The sequence below is a fragment of the Rhodopila sp. genome, from assembly GCF_965276935.1.
Taxonomy (GTDB): domain Bacteria; phylum Pseudomonadota; class Alphaproteobacteria; order Acetobacterales; family Acetobacteraceae; genus Rhodopila.
Genome location: NZ_CBDIBS010000004.1, coordinates 1,432,723 through 1,452,587, shown reverse-complemented (window position 1 = coordinate 1,452,587; position 19,865 = coordinate 1,432,723). Strand labels below are relative to the sequence as shown.

18 protein-coding genes are annotated in these 19,865 nt (G+C 64.3%); 11 read left to right on the top strand and 7 right to left on the bottom strand.

The genetic code is table 11. The features are described from left to right. Nucleotides 1-195: 195 nt before the first annotated feature. Nucleotides 196-429 carry a hypothetical protein gene (locus tag ACQY4S_RS22995; RefSeq protein WP_428487520.1) on the bottom strand — a complete coding sequence of 78 codons (234 nt, stop codon included), beginning with the start codon at nucleotides 427-429 and terminating at the stop codon, nucleotides 196-198. A gap of 199 nt (nucleotides 430-628) precedes the next feature. Between ACQY4S_RS22995 and ACQY4S_RS22990 the strand changes: the two genes are divergently transcribed. The 5 genes from ACQY4S_RS22990 (at nucleotide 629) to ACQY4S_RS22970 (ending at nucleotide 5,794) form a co-directional block, all read left to right on the top strand. Further along, the gene (locus ACQY4S_RS22990; RefSeq protein WP_428487519.1) at nucleotides 629-1,228 is read left to right on the top strand and encodes an SspB family protein; all 600 of its coding nucleotides are present in this window, start codon (nucleotides 629-631) and stop codon (nucleotides 1,226-1,228) included. A 140-nt stretch (nucleotides 1,229-1,368) separates the two neighbouring features. Next, the gene (locus tag ACQY4S_RS22985) at nucleotides 1,369-2,982 is read left to right on the top strand and encodes a fumarate hydratase (RefSeq protein WP_428488482.1); all 1,614 of its coding nucleotides are present in this window, start codon (nucleotides 1,369-1,371) and stop codon (nucleotides 2,980-2,982) included. Further along, nucleotides 2,982-3,383: a VOC family protein gene (locus ACQY4S_RS22980; RefSeq protein WP_428487518.1), complete on the top strand. Its 402-nt coding sequence runs from the start codon at nucleotides 2,982-2,984 to the stop codon at nucleotides 3,381-3,383. Before ACQY4S_RS22985 ends, ACQY4S_RS22980 begins: the two co-directional genes overlap by 1 nt. Before the next feature lie 79 nt (nucleotides 3,384-3,462). Further along, nucleotides 3,463-4,566, top strand: a complete 1,104-nt coding sequence (gene queA, locus ACQY4S_RS22975) for a tRNA preQ1(34) S-adenosylmethionine ribosyltransferase-isomerase QueA (RefSeq protein WP_428488481.1) — start codon at nucleotides 3,463-3,465, stop codon at nucleotides 4,564-4,566. 358 nt (nucleotides 4,567-4,924) lie between these two features. Beyond that, on the top strand, nucleotides 4,925-5,794 hold the full coding sequence (locus tag ACQY4S_RS22970; RefSeq protein ID WP_428487517.1) for a hypothetical protein: 870 nt from the start codon (nucleotides 4,925-4,927) through the stop codon (nucleotides 5,792-5,794). Nucleotides 5,795-5,985: 191 nt separating this feature from the next. On the opposite strand, the gene ACQY4S_RS22965 is transcribed toward ACQY4S_RS22970, so the two are convergent. Continuing rightward, on the bottom strand, nucleotides 5,986-6,255 hold the full coding sequence (locus ACQY4S_RS22965) for a hypothetical protein (RefSeq protein ID WP_428487516.1): 270 nt from the start codon (nucleotides 6,253-6,255) through the stop codon (nucleotides 5,986-5,988). A 131-nt stretch (nucleotides 6,256-6,386) separates the two neighbouring features. Continuing rightward, nucleotides 6,387-7,403: a Gfo/Idh/MocA family protein gene (locus tag ACQY4S_RS22960; RefSeq protein WP_428487515.1), complete on the bottom strand. Its 1,017-nt coding sequence runs from the start codon at nucleotides 7,401-7,403 to the stop codon at nucleotides 6,387-6,389. A gap of 197 nt (nucleotides 7,404-7,600) precedes the next feature. Between ACQY4S_RS22960 and ACQY4S_RS22955 the strand changes: the two genes are divergently transcribed. The 3 genes from ACQY4S_RS22955 to ACQY4S_RS22945 all read left to right on the top strand — a co-directional run bounded on the left by ACQY4S_RS22955 (nucleotide 7,601) and on the right by ACQY4S_RS22945 (nucleotide 12,279). Then, nucleotides 7,601-8,917, top strand: coding sequence for a UDP-glucose dehydrogenase family protein (locus ACQY4S_RS22955; RefSeq protein WP_428487514.1), 1,317 nt, complete (start codon nucleotides 7,601-7,603; stop codon nucleotides 8,915-8,917). Between the two features lie 127 nt (nucleotides 8,918-9,044). Continuing rightward, nucleotides 9,045-10,310 carry an RsmB/NOP family class I SAM-dependent RNA methyltransferase gene (locus ACQY4S_RS22950; RefSeq protein WP_428487513.1) on the top strand — a complete coding sequence of 422 codons (1,266 nt, stop codon included), beginning with the start codon at nucleotides 9,045-9,047 and terminating at the stop codon, nucleotides 10,308-10,310. A gap of 358 nt (nucleotides 10,311-10,668) precedes the next feature. Continuing rightward, nucleotides 10,669-12,279: a heparinase II/III family protein gene (locus ACQY4S_RS22945; protein WP_428487512.1), complete on the top strand. Its 1,611-nt coding sequence runs from the start codon at nucleotides 10,669-10,671 to the stop codon at nucleotides 12,277-12,279. Nucleotides 12,280-12,294: 15 nt separating this feature from the next. Here ACQY4S_RS22945 and rpsO read toward each other — a convergent pair whose 3' ends face one another. Both rpsO and truB read right to left on the bottom strand, forming a co-directional pair. Beyond that, the gene (gene rpsO, locus ACQY4S_RS22940; protein ID WP_428487511.1) at nucleotides 12,295-12,564 is read right to left on the bottom strand and encodes a 30S ribosomal protein S15; all 270 of its coding nucleotides are present in this window, start codon (nucleotides 12,562-12,564) and stop codon (nucleotides 12,295-12,297) included. Nucleotides 12,565-12,606: 42 nt separating this feature from the next. Beyond that, nucleotides 12,607-13,533: a tRNA pseudouridine(55) synthase TruB gene (gene truB / locus ACQY4S_RS22935; protein WP_428487510.1), complete on the bottom strand. Its 927-nt coding sequence runs from the start codon at nucleotides 13,531-13,533 to the stop codon at nucleotides 12,607-12,609. Between the two features lie 789 nt (nucleotides 13,534-14,322). Here truB and ACQY4S_RS22930 point away from each other — a divergent pair. After that, nucleotides 14,323-14,778 carry an IS1/IS1595 family N-terminal zinc-binding domain-containing protein gene (locus ACQY4S_RS22930; protein ID WP_428483389.1) on the top strand — a complete coding sequence of 152 codons (456 nt, stop codon included), beginning with the start codon at nucleotides 14,323-14,325 and terminating at the stop codon, nucleotides 14,776-14,778. Then, nucleotides 14,712-15,044 (top strand): IS1 family transposase, encoded by a 333-nt coding sequence (locus tag ACQY4S_RS22925; protein WP_428483390.1) that lies wholly within the window; start codon nucleotides 14,712-14,714, stop codon nucleotides 15,042-15,044. Before ACQY4S_RS22930 ends, ACQY4S_RS22925 begins: the two co-directional genes overlap by 67 nt. 183 nt (nucleotides 15,045-15,227) lie before the next feature. On the opposite strand, the gene ACQY4S_RS22920 is transcribed toward ACQY4S_RS22925, so the two are convergent. Then, complete coding sequence (locus tag ACQY4S_RS22920) at nucleotides 15,228-16,403, bottom strand: serine hydrolase domain-containing protein (protein WP_428487509.1); 1,176 nt, start codon at nucleotides 16,401-16,403, stop codon at nucleotides 15,228-15,230. A gap of 119 nt (nucleotides 16,404-16,522) precedes the next feature. On the opposite strand from ACQY4S_RS22920, the gene ACQY4S_RS22915 reads away from it, so the two are divergent. Next, nucleotides 16,523-17,254 (top strand): dienelactone hydrolase family protein, encoded by a 732-nt coding sequence (locus tag ACQY4S_RS22915; RefSeq protein ID WP_428487508.1) that lies wholly within the window; start codon nucleotides 16,523-16,525, stop codon nucleotides 17,252-17,254. Nucleotides 17,255-17,318: 64 nt separating this feature from the next. Here ACQY4S_RS22915 and ACQY4S_RS22910 read toward each other — a convergent pair whose 3' ends face one another. After that, nucleotides 17,319-19,724, bottom strand: coding sequence for a bifunctional diguanylate cyclase/phosphodiesterase (locus ACQY4S_RS22910; RefSeq protein WP_428487507.1), 2,406 nt, complete (start codon nucleotides 19,722-19,724; stop codon nucleotides 17,319-17,321). Nucleotides 19,725-19,865: the final 141 nt, after the last annotated feature.

Below are 19,865 nucleotides of genomic sequence, written 5' to 3'. Positions count from 1 at the left end.
ACGGCGGCGGTCGGCGCCGTGGTGGCGGAGCCATGGCCGCGGCGGCCAGCGGCCAGCGCCGCATCCGCCTCGCTGGCGCGAACGCGCAACGCCGATCTGGCGGCCGCGAGAGTTGCGGCCCGGAGAGGCGAGGCCCGGAGAGGCGAGGCCCGGAGAGCCGAGGCCCGGAGAGGCGAGGACTTAATCATGCGGCGATCATAGCTGCGCCGGCATGACGATGACCAGCGCGAAGCGGCTTTGCCAGGCCAGTCCCGGCCATGATCGCGGCCTGCATGCAGCGGGTTCGATCGGACGGCGGTGCAGGATTTGTCCGGCATGCCGGCTGATCTTGCCGCCAAAGCTGACAGGCGCCCCGCAGCCGCACCGCCACGGCCGGACATTGTGCACGGCTGCCTGCCGGTGTGCCGAGGCAAGCGGTGGTCGCGCCATGAGCGTCGGTTCCAATATTGCGTGCCGCGACACGTTCGTGGCAACAACCAGATCTGTCTCGGTCGCCGGCCTTGCCGGGTCGGCTGGCACTCGCAAAGGCCTTGCCGACTCGGCTGCAGCGGCGATCGCCTTGCCGGCGCACCTCTTTGCCGGTGGTCGATCACGCACTATAGATGGCGTAACTGGCATGAGGGCGCGGATGGACGATGATCAGAAGCAGCGGCCGGATAGTCTGCTGCCTTATGAGCGATGGATTGAACAGGCGCTGCGGCATGTCGTGTCGCAGGCGATCGAACACGTGGCGCGGGAAGGCTTGCCGGGCGGCCATCACTTCTACATCACCTTCCGCACCGGCGATCCGGGCGTCGAAATTCCCCAGCGGGTGCGCGCGCAATATCCCAAGGACATGACCATCGTGCTGCAGCACCAATTCTGGGATCTGGGCTTCGACCCGGATCGCCAGAGCATGCACGTCGGCCTGTCATTCGGTGGCGTGCCGGCCAAGCTGGTGATCCCGCTGGACGCGGTGGTCGAATTCGCCGATCCGCATGTCCGCTATGGTCTGCGGTTTCAACCGCGCGAGGAAACCGCGGCGGCGCCCGTTTCGGCATCGACCCCTGGCCCGGCATCGACCCCTGGTCCGGCATCGACCCCTGGCCCGGCATCCACCCCTGGCCCGGCATCGACCCCTGGCCCGACAGACACCCCCGCAGCCGAGACCCAGGCACCGGCCGCGCCTGCCGAACCAGGTCAGGTGGTCAGCCTGGACGCGTTTCGCCGCCGTTCACCGCAGGAGTAGCACTGCTCGCTTCTGGTTGGCGCGATCCTGGTCTAGGATCGTGCCCATGCATGTGAGCCATCGCCGGGCCACACGTCTTTCGAGAGGACAGTTCCGTGGAATCTCCCGCCCACCGGCCCGCCGAGTTCACCTATTCGCCGATGTTCCCGCTGGGGCCGGACACCACCGTCTGGCGGAAGCTGCCGATCCCAGGTGTCCGCAGCATCACGGTCGAGGGAAAGACGGTGCTGCGCATCGCGCCCAGCGCGCTGAGCGATCTCGCCTTGCACGCGTTCCATGATGTCTCGCACCTGCTGCGCCCGGCCCACCTGGCGCAGTTGCGGACCATCCTCGACGATCCCGAGGCCAGCTCGAACGACCGCTTCGTGGCGCTGGACCTGCTGAAGAACGCCAACATCGCCGCCGGCGGCGTGCTGCCGATGTGCCAGGACACCGGCACCGCCATCGTCTTCGGCAAGAAGGGCCAGCGCGTCTGGGTCGATGGCGACGAGGAGGCGGCGCTGTCCTGGGGGGTGCACCGCACGTACACCGAAACCAACCTGCGCTACTCGCAGATGGCGCCGCTGTCGATGTTCGAGGAGGTCAACACCGGCAACAACCTGCCGGTGCAGTTCGATATCATGGCCGCGCCCGGCGACGATGACCTGCATGGGCACGCCGCTGAGTTCCACCTGATGTTCGTCGCCAAGGGCGGCGGCAGCGCCAACAAGACCTTCCTGTTCCAGGAGACCCGCGCCATCCTGTCGCCGGAGCGGCTGGCGAAGTTCCTGGAAACCAAGATGAAGACGCTGGGAACTTCGGCCTGCCCGCCGTATCATCTGGCGATCGTGATCGGCGGCACGTCGGCCGAGGCGACGCTGAAGACGGTCAAGCTGGCCTCGACCAAGTGGCTGGATGGGCTGCCCAGCAGCGGCAGCAAGGCCGGGCATGCGTTCCGCGATCTGGCACTGGAGCAGCAGGTGCTGCAAATCGCCCGCGACAGCGGGATCGGCGCGCAGTTCGGCGGCAAATACTTCTGCCACGATGTCCGCGTCGTTCGGCTGCCGCGGCATGGCGCGTCCCTGCCCGTCGGCATCGGCGTGTCGTGCAGCGCCGACCGGCAGATCAAGGCCAAGATCACGCCCGAGGGGATCTTTCTCGAACAGCTTGAGACCGACCCGGCGAAGTATCTGCCGGAGACAACCGACCAGCATCTGGGCGCCGACGCGGTGGCGCTGGACCTGAACCGGCCGATGGCCGCGATCACCGCGGAGCTGTCCCGCCATCCGGTGAAGACCCGGCTGTCGCTGACCGGCACCCTGGTGGTGGCGCGCGACATCGCCCATGCCAAGCTGAAGCAGCGGCTGGACAACGGCCTGCCGCTGCCTGACTACATCAAGCGCCATCCGGTGTATTACGCCGGCCCGGCCAAGACCCCCGCCGGCCTGGCGACCGGCAGCTTCGGCCCGACCACGGCCGGGCGCATGGACAGCTACGTCGCCGAATTTCAGGCCGCCGGCGGCTCGCTGGTGATGCTGGCGAAGGGCAACCGGTCGAAGGCGGTGAAGGACGCCTGCCGCACCCATGGCGGCTTCTACCTTGGCAGTGTCGGCGGCGCCGCGGCCAATCTGGCGCAGAACTGTATCCGCCGCGTCGAGGTGCTGGAGTTCGCCGAACTCGGCATGGAGGCGGTCTGGCGGATCGAGGTCGAGAACTTCCCGGCCTTCATCGTCATCGACGACAAGGGCAACGACTTCTACGACGGGCTCGGCTGATGCGCTTCACCGTCGACCGCATCGACCACATCGTCATCAACGTCAAGGACGTGGAGGTCGCCGCCGCCTGGTATCAGCGCGTGCTGGGCATGGAGCGGGAGGATTTCGGCACGCAAAGCCGCACCGCGCTGAAGTTCGGCGGCCAGAAGATCAACCTTCGCCCGATGGACGCGGACGAGCGATCCTGGCCCACCGGGGCGATTACCGATCCCGGAGCGGCCGATGTCTGCTTCATCACCGCCGCCCCGCCGGATGAGGTCGTCGCCCACCTGCACGACTACGGCGTGCAGATCCTGCAAGGACCCGTCGAGAAGGCCGGGGCGCTGGGGCCGATCCGCTCGGTGTATTGCCGCGATCCGGACGGCAACCTGATCGAGCTGTCATCCTATCAGCGGGACTGAGGCGCGGCGTGCTTCTCCGGCTGATGTCAGCAGCCATGGCGGCGGGAGATCGCTGGTGCCGGACCTGCCCTCCTCATTGCTGAGCCTGGCTGACTTCGACTACCACCTGCCCGCCGATCGCATCGCGCAGCAACCCGTTCGGCCGCGCGATTCGGCGCGGATGCTGCATGTGCGGGCGGACGCACTGTGCGACCTGTCCATCGGCGACCTGCCGTCGCTGCTGCGGCCCGGCGATATCCTGGTCGTCAACGACACGCGGGTCTTCCCGGCGCAGTTGACCGCGCGACGCGGCGCGGCGCGGATCGGGCTGACACTGGATCGGCCGCGCTCGGACGGCGGCTGGCAGGCAATCGCCCGCAATGGCCGACGGCTGCGGTCCGGTGATGTGCTGTCGATTGACAGGGCCGCCGCTGAAGGGGCCGCCGCTGAAGGGGCCGCCGCTGAAGGGGCCGCCGCGCTGACGGCCACGGTGACCGACAAGGACACCGACGGCAGCCTCGGGCTGCGCTTCAGCCTAGAGGGCGAGGCGCTGACGGCGGCGCTGCGGGCGGTCGGGGCGCTGGCGTTGCCGCCGTATATCGACCGGCCGCACGGGCCGAGACCCAGTGACGCCGTGGATTACCAGACGATGTTCGCGCGACGGGACGGTGCGGTGGCGGCACCCACCGCCGGACTGCATTTCACGCCGGCTCTGCTGGCGGCGCTGCGGGCGGCCGGCGTACGATGCGTCACGCTGACCTTGCATGTCGGCTTGGGAACCTTCCTTCCGGTGCGGGTCGACCATGTGACGGAGCACCGGATGCACGCCGAATACGGGCGGATCTCGCCCGAGGCGGCGGCGGCAATCAATACGGCGCGTCACGCCGGAGGGCGGGTGATCGCGGTGGGCACCACCAGCCTGCGGCTGCTGGAAAGCGCGGCTTTGGCGGATGGAACGGTGGCGGCATTCGATGGCATGACGACGCTGTTCATCCTGCCGGGCTACCGGTTCAAGGTGGTAGACCGGCTGGTCACGAACTTTCATCTGCCGCGATCGACATTGCTGATGCTGGTGTCGGCGTTCTCGGGCCGGCAGCGGATGCTGGCGGCCTACGCGCATGCGGTCGCGGCGAACTACCGGTTTTACTCCTACGGCGACGCTTGCTTCCTGGAATGCCGAAACAAGGCCCTGCCGGTGCCGTAGCGGGCGGGCTGGCACCTACCTGATTCGGTATGCGCAGGAGAGCGCTTGGCGGGAGGATCACGCCCGGATGGCTAACGGAGTTCAAGTGCGGGGCGTGGCGACGGTGGCAATGGCCGCGCCTACGTCTGTTGACTGGTGCGGGTATTGGCAGCGGACGCAGAAAGCGGCTTAGCGCGGCTCCTGATATCTGATAAGGGATGGGCAGACGGCGGGAGGGCAATTCCAGCGCGTCGAAGATATCCGCCACACCTGACGCTTATGGCACCATAAGCGTCAGGTGTGGCTGTCTATGAGTTTGGTTCGGATGATTACTAAACTGTCTGCTCGTGGATGTCCGTTCCAAGTATGGGAGCACCCTATGCCACGTATCCCTGACGATATGCTGGATTGCGTGGTCTATCTGTATCGTAACCGACAGGACGCAATTGCTGGAGAAGGCGCAGGCGGATGCGGCTTTTTAATAACTCTCCCAAACAATAAAAGTGCCCAAAGGCCATTTGTCTACGTCGTCACGAATAAACATATAGCTTTAGAATTTGGATCCATGCGGCTTAATACCCACGATGGCAAAGTAGATGTGGTTGACCTTGACGCATTCTACTGGACGCATCACGACGATCATGATGATGTATCAATCTGTCCCATAGGATTAAATACTGGCTTGTATCGCTTTATACACCTTAGCCGGGAGTTTCTTGTTACAAGAGAGCTAATTAGGCAACTGGATATTGGAATTGGCGATGACACTTTTACAGTAGGGCGCGTTGTTGGAAGCGAGGGTAAGCAACGTAACTTACCAGCCGCGAGATTTGGCAACATAGCACAAATGCCTGGAGAAAAATTTCTCCTATCCAATGGCCATTTACAAGAAAGTTTTCTTGTAAAAGCCCGATCAATCAGTGGTTTTAGCGGATCTCCTGTGTTCATCCAATTGCTTCCGTCGCCGCGATTTTCTCATGTGACAATATCTCGCGAAAACGGCGGTGCATACCTCCTGGGTATAAATTGGGGGCATCTTACAGATTGGGAAAAAGTCCGAGATAAATCCGGGGAACTACTGTCCGAGGAGACAAAAGTAAAATCTAATGTTGGCATGATGCTAGTCGTCCCCGCTTGGAAACTTGCTGAATTAATCGATTCAGAAAAATCTATAATAATACGCAATGAAATTGAAGCTAAGTTGTTGAATAAATTAGAAAAAAAGCCACCATCAATCGTTCAAGACTAACTGCTTGCGCTCTATCTATTCAACTCGCTCTACCCAGCCAACCCCCACGCCATCACCTTCCCCTCTTCCTTCCGCCCTTTTCCGCCTCGGATGCGAAGGTTACGCAGGTAAGCCAATACCCACTTCTGCATTGGCTTCGAACAGCCGGGTATCGGCAACGGGCATGCCGCGTGCAGCCATGACGGCCAGGATCACATCACGGGTTGAGAGCGCACCGACGCCTCCCTGAGCGCAGTCAACACAATCCGGCTGATCTCTTCGGACTGTGCCGCGCCGGGTGCTGGCGGCCTCTTGCGATTGATCTCGTCCAATTCAGCGTGCGGCGCGAACATGCGGATCGTCGCGTCGAGCCTGGCTAGGTCCACCGCTAAGCGCGCAATCTCCGCGTGCGCGACCTCTAGCCTGCTCGCGATCTCCGCACGCTTCCGTTGTAGGCCGTAGATGACATGCTCATGTTCCATGCCACATATTGTAGGTGCAGCACGGCCTCTGCGCCGCTATCCTGTGGTGGCAGCTGCTACCTAATACTACCAAACAAGGAGCTAGACCATGACCGGGCATCGGCGATGATGCAACCTCAAACGATCATGATCTAGCTGTCGTCTCCCGCCCCTCGCGCGATGATCCCCGACGCGATCATCCGGTCGCGTGACGCCTGCATCGCCTCGGCCACGGCCAGCGCCGCCGCCAGGGCGCGCCGGCCGACGGCGGCATCGACCAGCACCGGCGCGCCATCCAGGATGGACGCCACGAACGCGGCATGTTCGGCGGCCAGGGAATCATGATCCTCCCACGCGACCTCTTCGATGCCGAAACCGGCGACACCCGCGACCGACGTCGACTCCGCGGCTTGCGCGTCCGTGGACGTTCGGCTGATCACCGTCAGCTTGCGTGCGGCGAAGTCGGCGGCCAGATAGCGGTTCTGGGCAAAAATCCGCATCCGACGCTCGGTGCGTGGTGAAATCCGGCTGGCGGTGATGGTCGCCACCGCACCATTGCGGAACCGCAGCCGAGCGTTGGCGATGTCTTCGTGCGGGCTTGCCACGGCGCCGCCGATCGCGTCGACGCTCTCGATCTCGCTGTTCACCAGCGCCAGCACAAGGTCGAGGTCGTGGATCATCAGGTCCAGAATGACGGAAACATCGGTGCCGCGCGGCTTGAACGGAGCGATCCGCGTCGCCTCGATATACAGCGGCACGCCGATCTTGCCTGCCATCGCCTGATAGGCGGCCGAGAACCGCTCCAGGTGGCCGACCTGCAGCACAAGCTGTCGCGCGCCGGCCAGCTCACCAAGTTCCTCGGCCTCGGCCAGGGTGGCGGCGATCGGCTTTTCGACCAGCACATGCTTGCCGGCGCGCAGGGCCGTCGCGGCCAGAGCGTAATGCGCATCCGCGGGCGCGGCGATGATGACCGCATCACTCAGCGCCAGCAGCGACTCCAGCCCCATCTCCGGTCCGCCGGCTTCCCATCCGACCGTCTTCGCCCGCTCCAGGTCGGGATCGAAAACCCCGGTCAGGTCGGCGCGAGCCGATGCCGCGACCTTCAGCGCGTGATAGCGGCCAAAATGGCCAGCGCCGACGACGCCGACCTGAACGCGGGATTGCGGCATGACACTCCAACCGAACGGGACCAAAGCGATGAAGCAAGCTGCCGCGCCACACATCCCGTCGGGTCGTGCCGTGTCAAGACCGAAAATCCAACCGGACGATCGTTTGCCAAGCCGATCGGGCCACTTGCGTCGCAAATTACTGGAAAGCCGCGCCACCTTGTGCTTCTTCACGCGAATATCGACTGAAGGATTTTACCGTGCGCATTACGATGATTGGTGGCGGCTATGTCGGTCTCGTCTCCGGCGCCTGTTTCGCCGAGTTTGGCTCCGAGGTCACGGTGGTCGAAGCCGACCCCTGCAAGCTTGCGGCGCTGCGCGATGGGCGGATGCCGATCTATGAGCCTGGCCTGGAAAAACTGGTGCAGGAGAATGCCGCCGCCGGTCGTCTGGCGTTCTCTGGCGACCTGAAAGCCGCTGTGGATGGGACCGAGGCGGTGTTCATCGCCGTCGGCACGCCGACCCGACGCGGCGACGGCCATGCTGATCTGACCTATGTCTATGCGGCAGCCGAGCAGGTGGCGCGGGCGCTGACCGGATATGCGGTGATCATCACGAAGTCCACCGTCCCGGTCGGCACCGGGCGCCGCATCAAGGATATTGTCCAGTCGGTCCGTCCTGACGTGGATTTCGACGTCGCCTCCAATCCGGAATTCCTGCGCGAGGGCAATGCCATCGGCGATTTCATGCGTCCCGACCGGGTGGTGATCGGCGCCGAGACCGAGCGGGCGCGCGAGGTGCTGCGGCGGCTGTATCGCCCGCTGTACCTGATCGAAGCGCCGATCGTCTTCACCGCCATCGAAACCGCGGAACTGACCAAATACGCCGCCAACGCCTTCCTGGCGATGAAGGTCACCTTCATCAACGAAATGGCCGATTTGTGCGAGAAGGTCGGCGCCGACGTGCACGACGTCGCCCGCGGCATTGGCCTGGATGGCCGGATCGGCCGGAAATTCCTGCATCCGGGGCCGGGCTACGGCGGCTCCTGCTTTCCCAAGGACACCCTGGCGCTGGTGCGCACGGCACAGGATCACGGCGCGCCATCCCGCCTGGTGGAGGCGACCGTCGCGGTCAACGATGCGCGCAAATCCAGCATGGCGATGCGTGTCATCGCCGCCTGCAGCGGGTCCGTGCGCGGCAAGACCATCGCCATTCTGGGTCTGACGTTCAAGCCGGAGACCGACGATATGCGGGATTCGCCAGCGGTCTCCATCGTCGGCCGCCTCGCCGGCGATGGTGCCGTCATCCGCGCCTTCGATCCGGAGGGCATGGCGCAGGCCAGGTCGATGCTTCCGGAATCCGTCACCTACTGCAAGGACGCGCTGGATGCCGCCGCCGGAGCGGACGCTTTGGTGCTGATTACCGAATGGAATGAATTTCGCGCTTTGGCGCCAACCCGCCTGGCCGACACGATGCGCGGCCGCGTGCTGGTCGACCTGCGCAATGTCTACGATCCTGTCGCCATGCGCCAGGCCGGCTTCGACTACCATGGTGTTGGTCGTCCGCTTGTCGCGTGATGCCACGCGCGGGCAGGGGGTCCGTGATGCCACGCGCGGGCAGGGGGTCCGTGATGCCACGCGCGGGCAGGGGGTCCGTGATGCCACGCGCGGACAAGGGGTCCGTGATGCCACGCGCGGACAAGGCGTGCGTGATGCCGCGCGCGGGCAGGGCGTGCGTGATCCGACCCGCGAATCGGCCTTTGACCTGCTGACCGCGGTCCTGGAAGGCCACCGTCCGCTGGAGGCGGCGCTGGACGGCTTGCCGCCACAAGCCGCGCGGGACCGCGCCGCCGCGCATCGCCTGGCCGCCAGCGTGCTGCGCCGCATGGGGACGCTGGACGCGGTGCTGGAGCCGCATTTGCGAAAGCAGCCACCGGAACCGGTGCGCACGGTACTGCGGATCGGCGCCGCCGGCCTGCTGCTTCTGGCCACCCCCGGCCATGCCGCCGTCGCCACCGCCGTGGCCCTGGCCAAGGCACGCGGCCTGACTCCCTTCTCCGGCCTGGTGAACGCTGTCCTGCGCAAGGTCGCCGCCGCCGGTCCTGCCGCGCTGGAGGAACTCGATCAGCCTCGCCTCGATACACCCGCCTGGCTTTGGGCGTCCTGGGGTCCCGCGGCCCGGGTGATTGCGACCGCGCACCAGACCGAAGCGCCGCTGGATGTCACCGTGAAACCTGGTCATCTTGCGCCGGAGGGCGGGCGGCCGCTGCCGACCGGGTCGGTACGCTATCCCGCCGGCACCCCAGTCGCCTCGATCCCGGGTTTCGACGACGGCGTGCTCTGGGTGCAGGACGCCGCCGCCGCGCTGCCTGCCCGGCTGCTGGCCGCCAAACCGGGGGAGCGTGTGGCCGATCTTTGTGCCGCACCAGGCGGCAAGACCGCGCAGCTTGCCGCAACGGGTGCTTCGGTCACCGCGCTGGAGCGCGATCCTTCCCGGCTGGAACGGCTGTCCGGCAACCTGAGGAGCTGGGGCTTGCAAGCCGAGGTGATCACGGCTGACGCGACGGCATGGGTACCATCCAAGACGTTTGACGCCGTCCTGCTGGACGCGCCATGCAGCGCCACGGGCACCATCCGCCGCCATCCCGATGTCGCCCGCCTAAAGCGGCCGCGCGATGTGCAGACACTGACCGAGACGCAGGACCTGCTGCTGGCCGCGGCGGTCGCCATGCTGCGTTCCGGCGGCAGGCTTGTCTATGCCGTCTGTTCGCTTCAGGCCGAGGAAGGCGCACCTCGAATTCTTGCTGCCCTCAGGCGGGGCGGCGTGCGGCATGACCCGTTCAAGCCGGAGGAACTGGCCGACCTGCCGGAGGCGCTGACGCCAGACGGTTTTCTGCGCACGCATCCCGGTCTGTGGGCCGACCGCGGTGGCATGGACGGATTTTTTGCCGCCAGGCTGATCCGGACGTGAGTCTGGGCGCTGCATATGCCGCTTCGATGGCAACGCTTGATCGCCGATGCCTCGCGCCGGCCATGCGCTTTGAAAAGCGTCGCTTTTCCCATGTTCGCCTGATGCCGGGACAGCAGCCATGCTAAACCGGCGTTCGTCGGTTGCTCCGGAAGGAGCAAACACGCAACCAATTGGTGCCGATGCCGCCTTGTGCGGCATCGGCACCAATGTCTAGAAACGCCCGCATGTCTTCCAGTTCCCGCTATATTGTCATGGTGCCTGGCCTGGTGGCCGCTGGGTTTCGCTGGTGGCTCGACAGACTTGTCGCGATCTCGGCCGTCGCGCCCTCCCGATCCATTAACGGCCTGCGGAATAGCAAATGAGTCCAGCCAGTTCCGGCAAGTGGCTGCGCGGTGCCCGCAGAACCATGGCTCGGCTGCCCAGCCTGCGGATGGGTCGCGTGCCCGATGCCCCGGCCCTGTCGGTGCGCGATCCTTGGCCAGGTGATGGCGATCGTGGTGCCAAACTCATCAAGGGCGAGCTTGAGATTAACGGCGCTATTCAGGTGCTGCGGCTGGGCGGCTGGGCGGCGGTCGATGGCTCACCCGATCTGCGGGCCGGCACACACGGTTTCACCTGGCTCCGCGACCTCCGTGCATTGGGGACTGACGCCGCCCGCTTGCGTGCCCGCGGCCTGGTGTCTGATTGGATCAACAATTCGCCCTCTGACAGCATCGCGCACCGTCCCGACGTCCTTGGTGCCCGCATCACCGCCTGGCTCGCACATTACGACTTCTTCGCCGCGACCGCCGATGATGCGTTCCGCCAGCGTCTGATGGCGCGCCTGGTATCCGATGCGCGCAGCCTGTCCGCCGCGCTGCCGGCCGAGGAACTTGACGCGCGTGCGCTGACCGCGCTGAAAGGCCTGGTCGCCGCCGCCGTGGCGCTGCGTGAACATACCGGCTTTCTCGCCCGCGCGCTGCGCTTCCTGCCGCAGGAGATCACCCGCCAGATCCTGCCGGATGGCTGCCACGCCGAACGCAGCCCGGCGGCGCAACTGTCCGCCTTGCAGGATCTGACCGAGATTCGCGCGCTGTTGCAAACCTCGCAAACCTCCCCGCCGCCAGCGCTGGCCAACGCGATCGACCGCATGGCGCCGGCGTTGCGGCTGATGCGCCACGGCGACGGCGGCCTCGCCTTGTTCAACGGCAGCAAGGAGGAAAGCGACGCCCTGGTCAACCTGGTGCTGAACCAGGCCGGACGCGGCGGACGCAGCCCGCCAGCGTTGAACGAGGGCGGCTTTCACCGCATGCAGGCCGGACGCAGCGTGCTGATCGTGGATTGCGGCGCGCCGCCGCCGCCTGGCGTGGACCGTCACGCCCATGCCGGAACCCTGTCGATGGAGCTGTCCGTCGGCCGCGATCGGCTGATCGTGAACTGCGGCGCCTTCCCGGCCGGCTCGCCGCAGTGGCGGGATGCCTCCCGCGCCACCGCCGCGCACTCCACCATGGTTCTCGGCGACATCAACAGCAGTGAGCTGCGGCCTGAAGGTCTGGGACGGCGGCCGGTGGTGGTGGAGGCACAGCGGCAGGAGGGCGCTGGGGCGCATTGGCTTGATGCCTCCCACGACGGCTGGCGCAAGCCGTTCAACGCGATCTATCGCCGCCGGCTTTACATGGCGGAAAGCGGTGAGGACGTGCGCGGCGAGGACCTGATCGAATCACCCGACCCGCAGCCGTTCACGCTGCGCTTCCATTTGCATCCGCATGTCCAGGCCAGCCTGCAGCAGGACGGCGCAACCGCCCTGTTGCGGCTGCGGTCCGGCAGCTTCTGGCGGCTGCGCGCCGACGGGGCTCGGCTGACCCTGGAGGAAAGCATCTACCTGGGCGGCACGGAACCGCGGCGCAGCGAGCAGATCGTGCTGACCGGCTTCGCCGACGGCCCGCAGATGGTCAAGTGGGCGCTGAGCAAGGTCGAGCGCGCCGGGTAACGAGCGCGGTCGCGGTCAGCGTCGCAGTTTCAGGCGGCCAATGAGCGTCTCATACCGCCGCTGATCCTTGCCCTTCAGATAGTCCAGCAGCCGCCGCCGGCGTCCCACCAGCATCAGCAGACCGCGGCGCGAATGGAAATCCTTCGCATGCGTCTTCAGATGTTCAGTCAGGTTCACGATGCGCTCGGACAGCAGGGCCACCTGCACCTCCGGGCTGCCGGTGTCGCTGGCACCGGTCGCATAGTCGCCAATGAGCGTCGTGCGACGCTCCGCCGTGATCGACATCAGGGATCTCCTGAAAAAGAGGTTGGTTGGGACGCATGCGGATCAGAGGATCCGTTCGGACTTCAGCAGGCCATCTTCCAGCCGGCACAGCCCGATCATGCGGCCCCCCGCCATGGCGCGGGCCAATCCGCCATTCGGATCGGCCGCGGCCGGAATCCGGCCCATCAGCGCGACCAGGCTGATTACCTGGCCATGCCGAAGGTCGGCGGCCTCCTGCTCCGTCAGGGCCAGCGCCGGGATGTCGGCCAGCGCGGTCGCGACCGGAAGCAGCAGGTCCGGGGAAGCCGGCGCGGTATCGTCCGGTTCACGCAGTTTGTCCAGCGGTATCGCATGGTGCTCCAGGAACGGCCCGACCCGCAGACGGCGCAGCGTGGCGATGTGTCCCACCGTGCCGCAGGCCCGCGCCAGGTCCCGTGCCAGGCTGCGCATGTACACACCCTTGCCGGAGGCAACCTCGAACACCGCCGTGTCGGCGTCCGGTTGCTCGACCAGCGTGAAGCGGTCGACACGGGCGGGACGGGGTTCGAGCACCGGGGCACGCCCCTCTCGCGCCATGTCGTAGGCGCGCTCGCCCGCTATCTTGATGGCGGAGAACGCCGGCGGAACCTGCATGATAGCGCCGCGGAAGGCCGGCAAGGCGGCCTCGATCGCCGCGTCGTTGGGGCGAACATCGCTGGTGGCGGTGATCTGGCCGTCGGCGTCGTCGGTGTCGCGCGCTTCACCGAAACGCAGGGTGAAGCGATACAGCTTGGTGCCGTCCATGACATAAGGCACGGTCTTCGTGGCGGCACCGAATGCCACCGGCAGCAGGCCGGTCGCCAGCGGGTCCAGCGTGCCGCCGTGGCCGGCCTTTTGTGCATCGAAAATGCGCCGCACGCGGTTGACCACATCGGTGCTGGTCAATCCGGCCGGCTTGTCGATGATCAGCCACCCGTCGAGTGGGCGGCCGCGAGGCTTGCGGCGGGACATTGACAGCGGACTCGGTGCAGGGGAGGCGGCGGGGTAGTGACTGGATCGCCGCTTGTCAATCGTATTGGCTGGAAGTTCCCTAAATAGCTTGTTAAATAGACCAAACTTTTTCAGTAGACATCGCAACGTTCAGCTTGGTTGGTTGGCCGGTTGTCGGTATCTGCATAGAGTTAATCTCGAGCGGTTGAACGTGCACTTTCACTCGGAGGAAATTGAACTGACGCGGCGACCAACTACAACGCGGCGGCGGGCCAGGATTATGCGGTGCCCTAGCAGCGCTATTAGCACCAGAGCCGCCCATAACCACGGATTCGACAGAACGCGCTCCACGGCTATCCAAACGGTGCTGGTATTTGCTGCGACCGCGTCCGGCATAATCGAACCGATTAATACAAATGTTTGGACGAATACCCAAGCGATCGACCTGAACACGACTTGCACGATCAGGAACTTGACAAACCAAATCATTGTCCGGCCAGAGGTTGCGACGTCGTGCTGGCGACTGATTCTGAATTATTGATCAATACCTTGGGTAGCTCACGGCGAACGCTGCTTGTTGCCGCGGTAACAATGGGACCCGTCCGCCTCGATTTCCAAATCATGCTCGTCGACACCAATGCAACAACGCTGAAAAACACAGGGGCGGAAGAAAGACGATCATATGAATTATCGCCAAACACCCTCTCCAAGTAGTCAGCAATCATAGACGTTCCGGCTGCTATCAGAGAGTTCTAACTTGAGATATCTGCCAGCTTTGCTAGACTGACGGTTTTTGGGCTGGAGGCTGTAATGTCTGCGGATGGTTTGAACTGCAAGCAGTGCGGAGGATTGGACTACGTCAAGAGCGGCACGGTGCGCGGCCACCAGCGCTACCGGTGTCATCGCTGTGGCTGCAACTTCACCGATACCCCGTTGCGGGGCAAGCCGCCTGCGATGAAGGCGCTGGCTATGCTGCTGTATGGCATGGGCAACATGAGCTTTAGCATGATCGGACGCCTGCTGGGTGTCAGCGACGTGGCGGTGCTGAAGTGGGTGCGAGCCGAAGCCTCCGCCTTGCCGGAGCCTGAGGTAGCGGCGCAGGTGATCACGGTCGAGGCGGACGAGATGTGGCACTTCATCAAAAAAAGTCTGCCAAGCTGTGGGTCTGGCGCGCCTATGACGTTGATACACGCCGCGTTGTGGCCTGGGTTCTGGGTGGGCGTGATGATGCAACCTGCCGCCGCCTGCTCGACAAGGTCGGCCTGAGCGGCAAGACCTTCGTCACCGATGATTGGGAGGGTTACCACCGGCTGATCCCGGAGGATCAACTGTTCACCGGCAAGGACTTGACCTTCCCCATTGAGCAGGACAACAGCAACGTCAGGCATTATCTCGCTCGCTTTCGACGCAAGACCAAGGTCGTGTCCAAGTGTCCCACCATGGTCGATCTGTCACTGCGCCTGCTCCACCACCTGCAAGATCCGGAAAACTATGCCACTTATGCCAAGACGTTCTTGGCTATCTTTGGTTAGAACTCTCTGCTATCAATAGGACCACTACAGTTGGCCGCCAATTTCGGGCTATAAAATCTCGCGATGCGATCCTCGTTCAGGTGCGTTCGTGAAATCCGTGTGACACAGGGCGAGCTACACTCACAGACATTTTATCTCACAAATGAAAGTGTTTTGAAAGGGGAAATTTTCTGATTGTTACAACTAGCTGATCGCCTGATAGACAACGGTTTCGAACGCCGCCAGCGCATCCAGGACCGCCGCGTCGCCAAACGGCAGGATCTGGGTCATCAACACGCCGGCCACCTTCCGGGACAGGTCCAGCCAATAATAGGTGTTGTTCAGCCCAGCCCATGCGAGGCTGCCAGCGCTGCGTCCGCCGGGCACGTCCTGGGTGTTGATCAGGAAGCTCAGGCCCCACGTCTTCGGCATACCGGGGAACAGCTCGACGTCGTTCGACAGGTGGGGAACAAAGCTTTTCATCGGCAGCACGTTCAGCGCGCCCATGTGATTTTCGCTCATGCTTGCGACCGTCTCCGGCCGCAGGATGCGGCTGCCGTCCAGTTCGCCACCATGCATCAGCGCGCGCAGGAAGCGCAGATAGTCCGGCACGGTGGAGAACAACCCGCCACCGCCGGTGAAGAATTCCCGTTCCTCGGTCGCTGTCACCGGCGCGTCGATTGGCTTCAGCGTGCTGTCTGCCTGCCGAGCGTGGAGAGTGGTCATTCGGCTATCCCACTCCGGCCGCGAGATGAAGCTGGTATCCACCATGGCCAGCGGCGCGAAGATATGGCGTTGCATGTAGGTTTCCAGGTCGAGTCCGCTGGTGACCTCGACCATCCTCCCGGCGATGTCGATGTTGATGCCATATTCCCAGCGCTCACCAGGATCAAAACCAAGCGGGGCGGTGAGAGCAGCGAGCTTGCCGGTTCGCGTGGCGGGAAGGTTGGTGAGGCGCGCGTACCGGTTCAGGTTCTCGTTCCAGGTGTCGTAGACGAAGCCGGCGGTGTGGGTCAGCAGCTTGCGCAGCGTGATCTCGCCGCGCGGCGCGCGCAGCCGTGGTGTGCCATTGTCATCGAACCCGTCCAGCACCTTGGTTTCGGCCAGGAACGGCAGGATCTCGCGCGCCGGCTGGTCAAGCGAGAGCTTCCCCTGCTCGACCATCTGCATCGCGGCGGCACCCGTGATGGCCTTGGTCATGGAGGCAATGCGGAACACGCAATCAACCGTCATGGGCTGCGGCCGGCTGGCGTCGCGACGACCCAACGCTGAGTGATACAGCGTGCCGGTCTGGTCCGCCGCGGCGGCGACCAGTCCAGGGATCTTGCCACTGGTGATGGCGTTCGCCAGCACGCCGTCGATGAAAGCTGTGTGGTTCATGACTTCAGTTGTGCGCGAGGCCGGCGAGCAAGTCCAGGCGCTGGAGACCGACGGTGGCGGATTTGCGTCCTCGCGGCATACGCAGGACAATGCACGACGAGCGGCGGGGGGCAAATAAGATGTTGGAACAGGATGTAGCGATTACCACGAAGCACGGCCGCATGCCGGCCTTCGCGGTCTGTCCCGATGGGGCGGGGCCGTTCCCGCCGGTCATCTTCTACATGGACGCACCCGGCACACGGGAAGAATTGCGCAACATGGCACGTCGGATTGCCAAGGCCGGCTACTTCTGTCTGCTGCCGGACATGTACTACAGGTTGGGAACGATCCGGTTCGACATCCCGCGGCGTGACGATGCCATGTCGGGCGTGATCCGCGCGGCCATGAACAGTCTGACCAACGCCCTGGTGACGGACGATACCGCCGCGATGATCGGCTGGCTGGATGCGCAGGACAAGGCGAAGCCCGGCGCGATCGGCTGTGTCGGTCATTGCATGAGCGGATGCTACATCACGACGGTCGCAGCCCGCTTTCCTCACCGGATCAAGGCGGCTGCGTCGCTGTATGGAGTCAACATCGTGACCGACAAGGCAGACTCCTCGCATCAGCTTGTCGGCCAGGTTGAAGGTGAACTCTATTATGCGTTTGCCGAACACGACCAATCGGTGCCCGCGCATGTCATACCGGCCCTGCGCACCGCGCTGGCGGCAACGGACGTTGCCAACACAGTGAAGGTATTTCCTGGTACCAACCATGGTTTCTGCTTCGCCGAACGGGCGGTGTATGACGCGGCGGCCGCTGAACAGACCTGGTCGGATATATTCGACATGTGGAAGCGCCGCATCGGTTGATGCGGCATCAAGGCGTTCGCTGCGTCCCTTTGGGCCGCGGGACTTTGGCTTGGGTCCTGTTCCGTCAGCGGCCTAGCGGGGTCAGTGCCGTCTCCAGACCAGCCGTTTCGACAAGCTCCGCCACCGCCATGGGCGCTTCGATGCCGTGGCGGTCGATCTGGTTCGCGAGCATCGGACGGCCAAGCAGAAAACCTTGAATGAATGCGCACCGCTCGGCGCGCAACAGGGCAAGCTGGCGCGGTGTCTCGACGCCTTCCGCGGTCACCTCCAAACGCAGGCTGCGGGACAGTGCGATGATGGCCGCCACGATCGGTTCGCCGTTGGCGTTATCGTCAAGGTCGCGAACGAAGCTGCGGTCGATCTTGAGCTTGTCGAACGGGAATTTCTTCAGGTAGCTCAGGCTTGAATAACCGGTGCCGAAATCATCCATCGCCAGGGTGACGCCGCGTTCCTTCAACGCCATCAGGGTTGTCAGTGCCTGCTCGGTGTCGTCCATCAGCACGCCCTCGGTAATCTCCAGTTCCAGCAGCGATGGATCCAGCCCGCTATCGTGCAGCACCGCATCGACCGTTGCCACGATCCGCCCCTGCGCAAGCTGAGCGGGTGACAGGTTTACCGCGATGACCAGCGGGCGGCTCCAGCTTGCGGCCTCGGCGCAAGCGGTTTCCAGCACGAACTGGCCAATCGGCACAATCAGCCCGCTTTCCTCGGCAATCGGAATGAACTCGGCGGGTGAGACGTTGCCCCTGAGCGGATGGTTCCATCGCAGCAAAGCCTCGTAGCCGGCGACCCGCAGCGTCAAGGCGTCGTAGAATGGCTGGTAGGCCAGATAGAGCTGGCGCTTGGCCACGGCGACGCGCAGATCGCGCTCCAGCGCCCGTCGATCGCGTAGCCTGGAGTCCATGCCAGGCTCGCAGTAGCGCCAGGTGTTGCGGCCCTCCCGCTTTGCCCGATTGAGGGCGAGCATGGCTTTCGTCATCAGGTCCAGGGTGGTTGTGCCATCCGCGGGATACAGCGCAACCCCAACGCTGCCGCCGATCATGATCGTTTGGCCATCGATCTCGTACGGCAGCCCGAGTTCCGCCACGATCCGCTCCGCCAGTGCGGCGGCATTCGCGGGCTGTCCGGCCAATGGCTGGACGACCGCGAATTCATCGCTGCCGATGCGCGCCACCGTGTCGGTATCCCGCACCACGCCCGACAGCCGGCGCGCCGTCAGGACCAGGACCTGGTCGCCGACGCTCGGACCCAGCGCATCGTTGATTGCCTTGAAGCGGTCCAGATCAATACAAAGAAGGGCGATGCCGACAGTCGCCCGGTCCGACAGCGCAAGCGCCTTCTGCAGCGTCTTCTCCAGCAACTGGCGATTGGCGACTCCGGTCAGTTGATCGAAATGCGCCATCCGCTGGATCTGAAGCTGTGCGGCTTTTTCCCGAGAGATGTCTCGCACCGCAAGCACATGCCCGTGCGGATCGGGACCGTTTCGCCAGAGCACCTCCACGGATCGGCTGCCACCGTCCGGCAGCATTAGTTCGTGTTCCATCGCGCGGTCAAAGCTGGATGGATGCAGCGATACGCCGCCGCTGATCACCGTCGCAACCGCCTTTCCAACCAGTTTATCGGCCTCAACCCCCATCAGGCGGCACATTGCCCGATTGATATCGATGATCAGGCCAGCGCGCTCGACGATCAGCCCCTCGACTGTCGCGTCAGCCAGGGCTCGGAAGCGGCGCGCCTCGGCTGCCAGACGGGTGGACATCAGGCGGTCAAGCCGAAAGCCTGCCAGCGCCACTGCCAGGATCAGCAGACAACCCCCGACAGTCAGAATTGCTAGTGTCGATTTCGCGATCGACATGGGTATGACATCCGTGCCGGCGACGGGCTCCAGCTTCACCGCTCCCATGGCGATGAAATGCACCGAACTTACGGCCAAAGTCAGCAACAGCGCGGCGGGGACGGTGTGCGTCCGGTCCAGCATCCGGATCGCCGCGATGCAGAGCAAGGCACCAAGAATGAGGGACACGACGATCGGGACCAGGTCGTAGTGGATCACGGCCGGCAGGCGCAGCGAACGCATGCCGGCGAAGTGCGTCATGACAATCCCGGCGTTGATCGACAGGCCGGCGATGATCGCCATCGACCAGGACCTTGGCCTGTCGATCCATAGACCGAAGGCGATTCGCGATGGTAGCGCGATGAATGCCAGGGACAAGGCACAAAGCGAGAGGCTGAAGGTGAACGGCAGACCGGGGACGAAAGCCAGCATGCCAAGGAAATGGGTCGTCCATACCCCGCAACTGAACGTCACCGCCGCTGCGGCAACCCAAGCTGTGGGAAGCCCGGTCTGACTGCTCGCCCCACGCGCCAGCAGCCGGACGCTGGTCAGCGCCGCGAGGATACAAACCAGCAGGGCCGTCGCCACCAACCCAAGGTCATGTTTCTGCACGACGCAGCCGATGACCCTCAACATTGCAAATCCTTCATCGATCCCGTGGATCATCGGGGCGCAGGGTTAGCAACTGGTTAACGGAAGCCGGATTCGGGGCGGTTTTTCCGCGGCAATGGTCTTGCGCCAGTCAGCAGAACTCCCGACGCGCCGCATGGCGCGGCC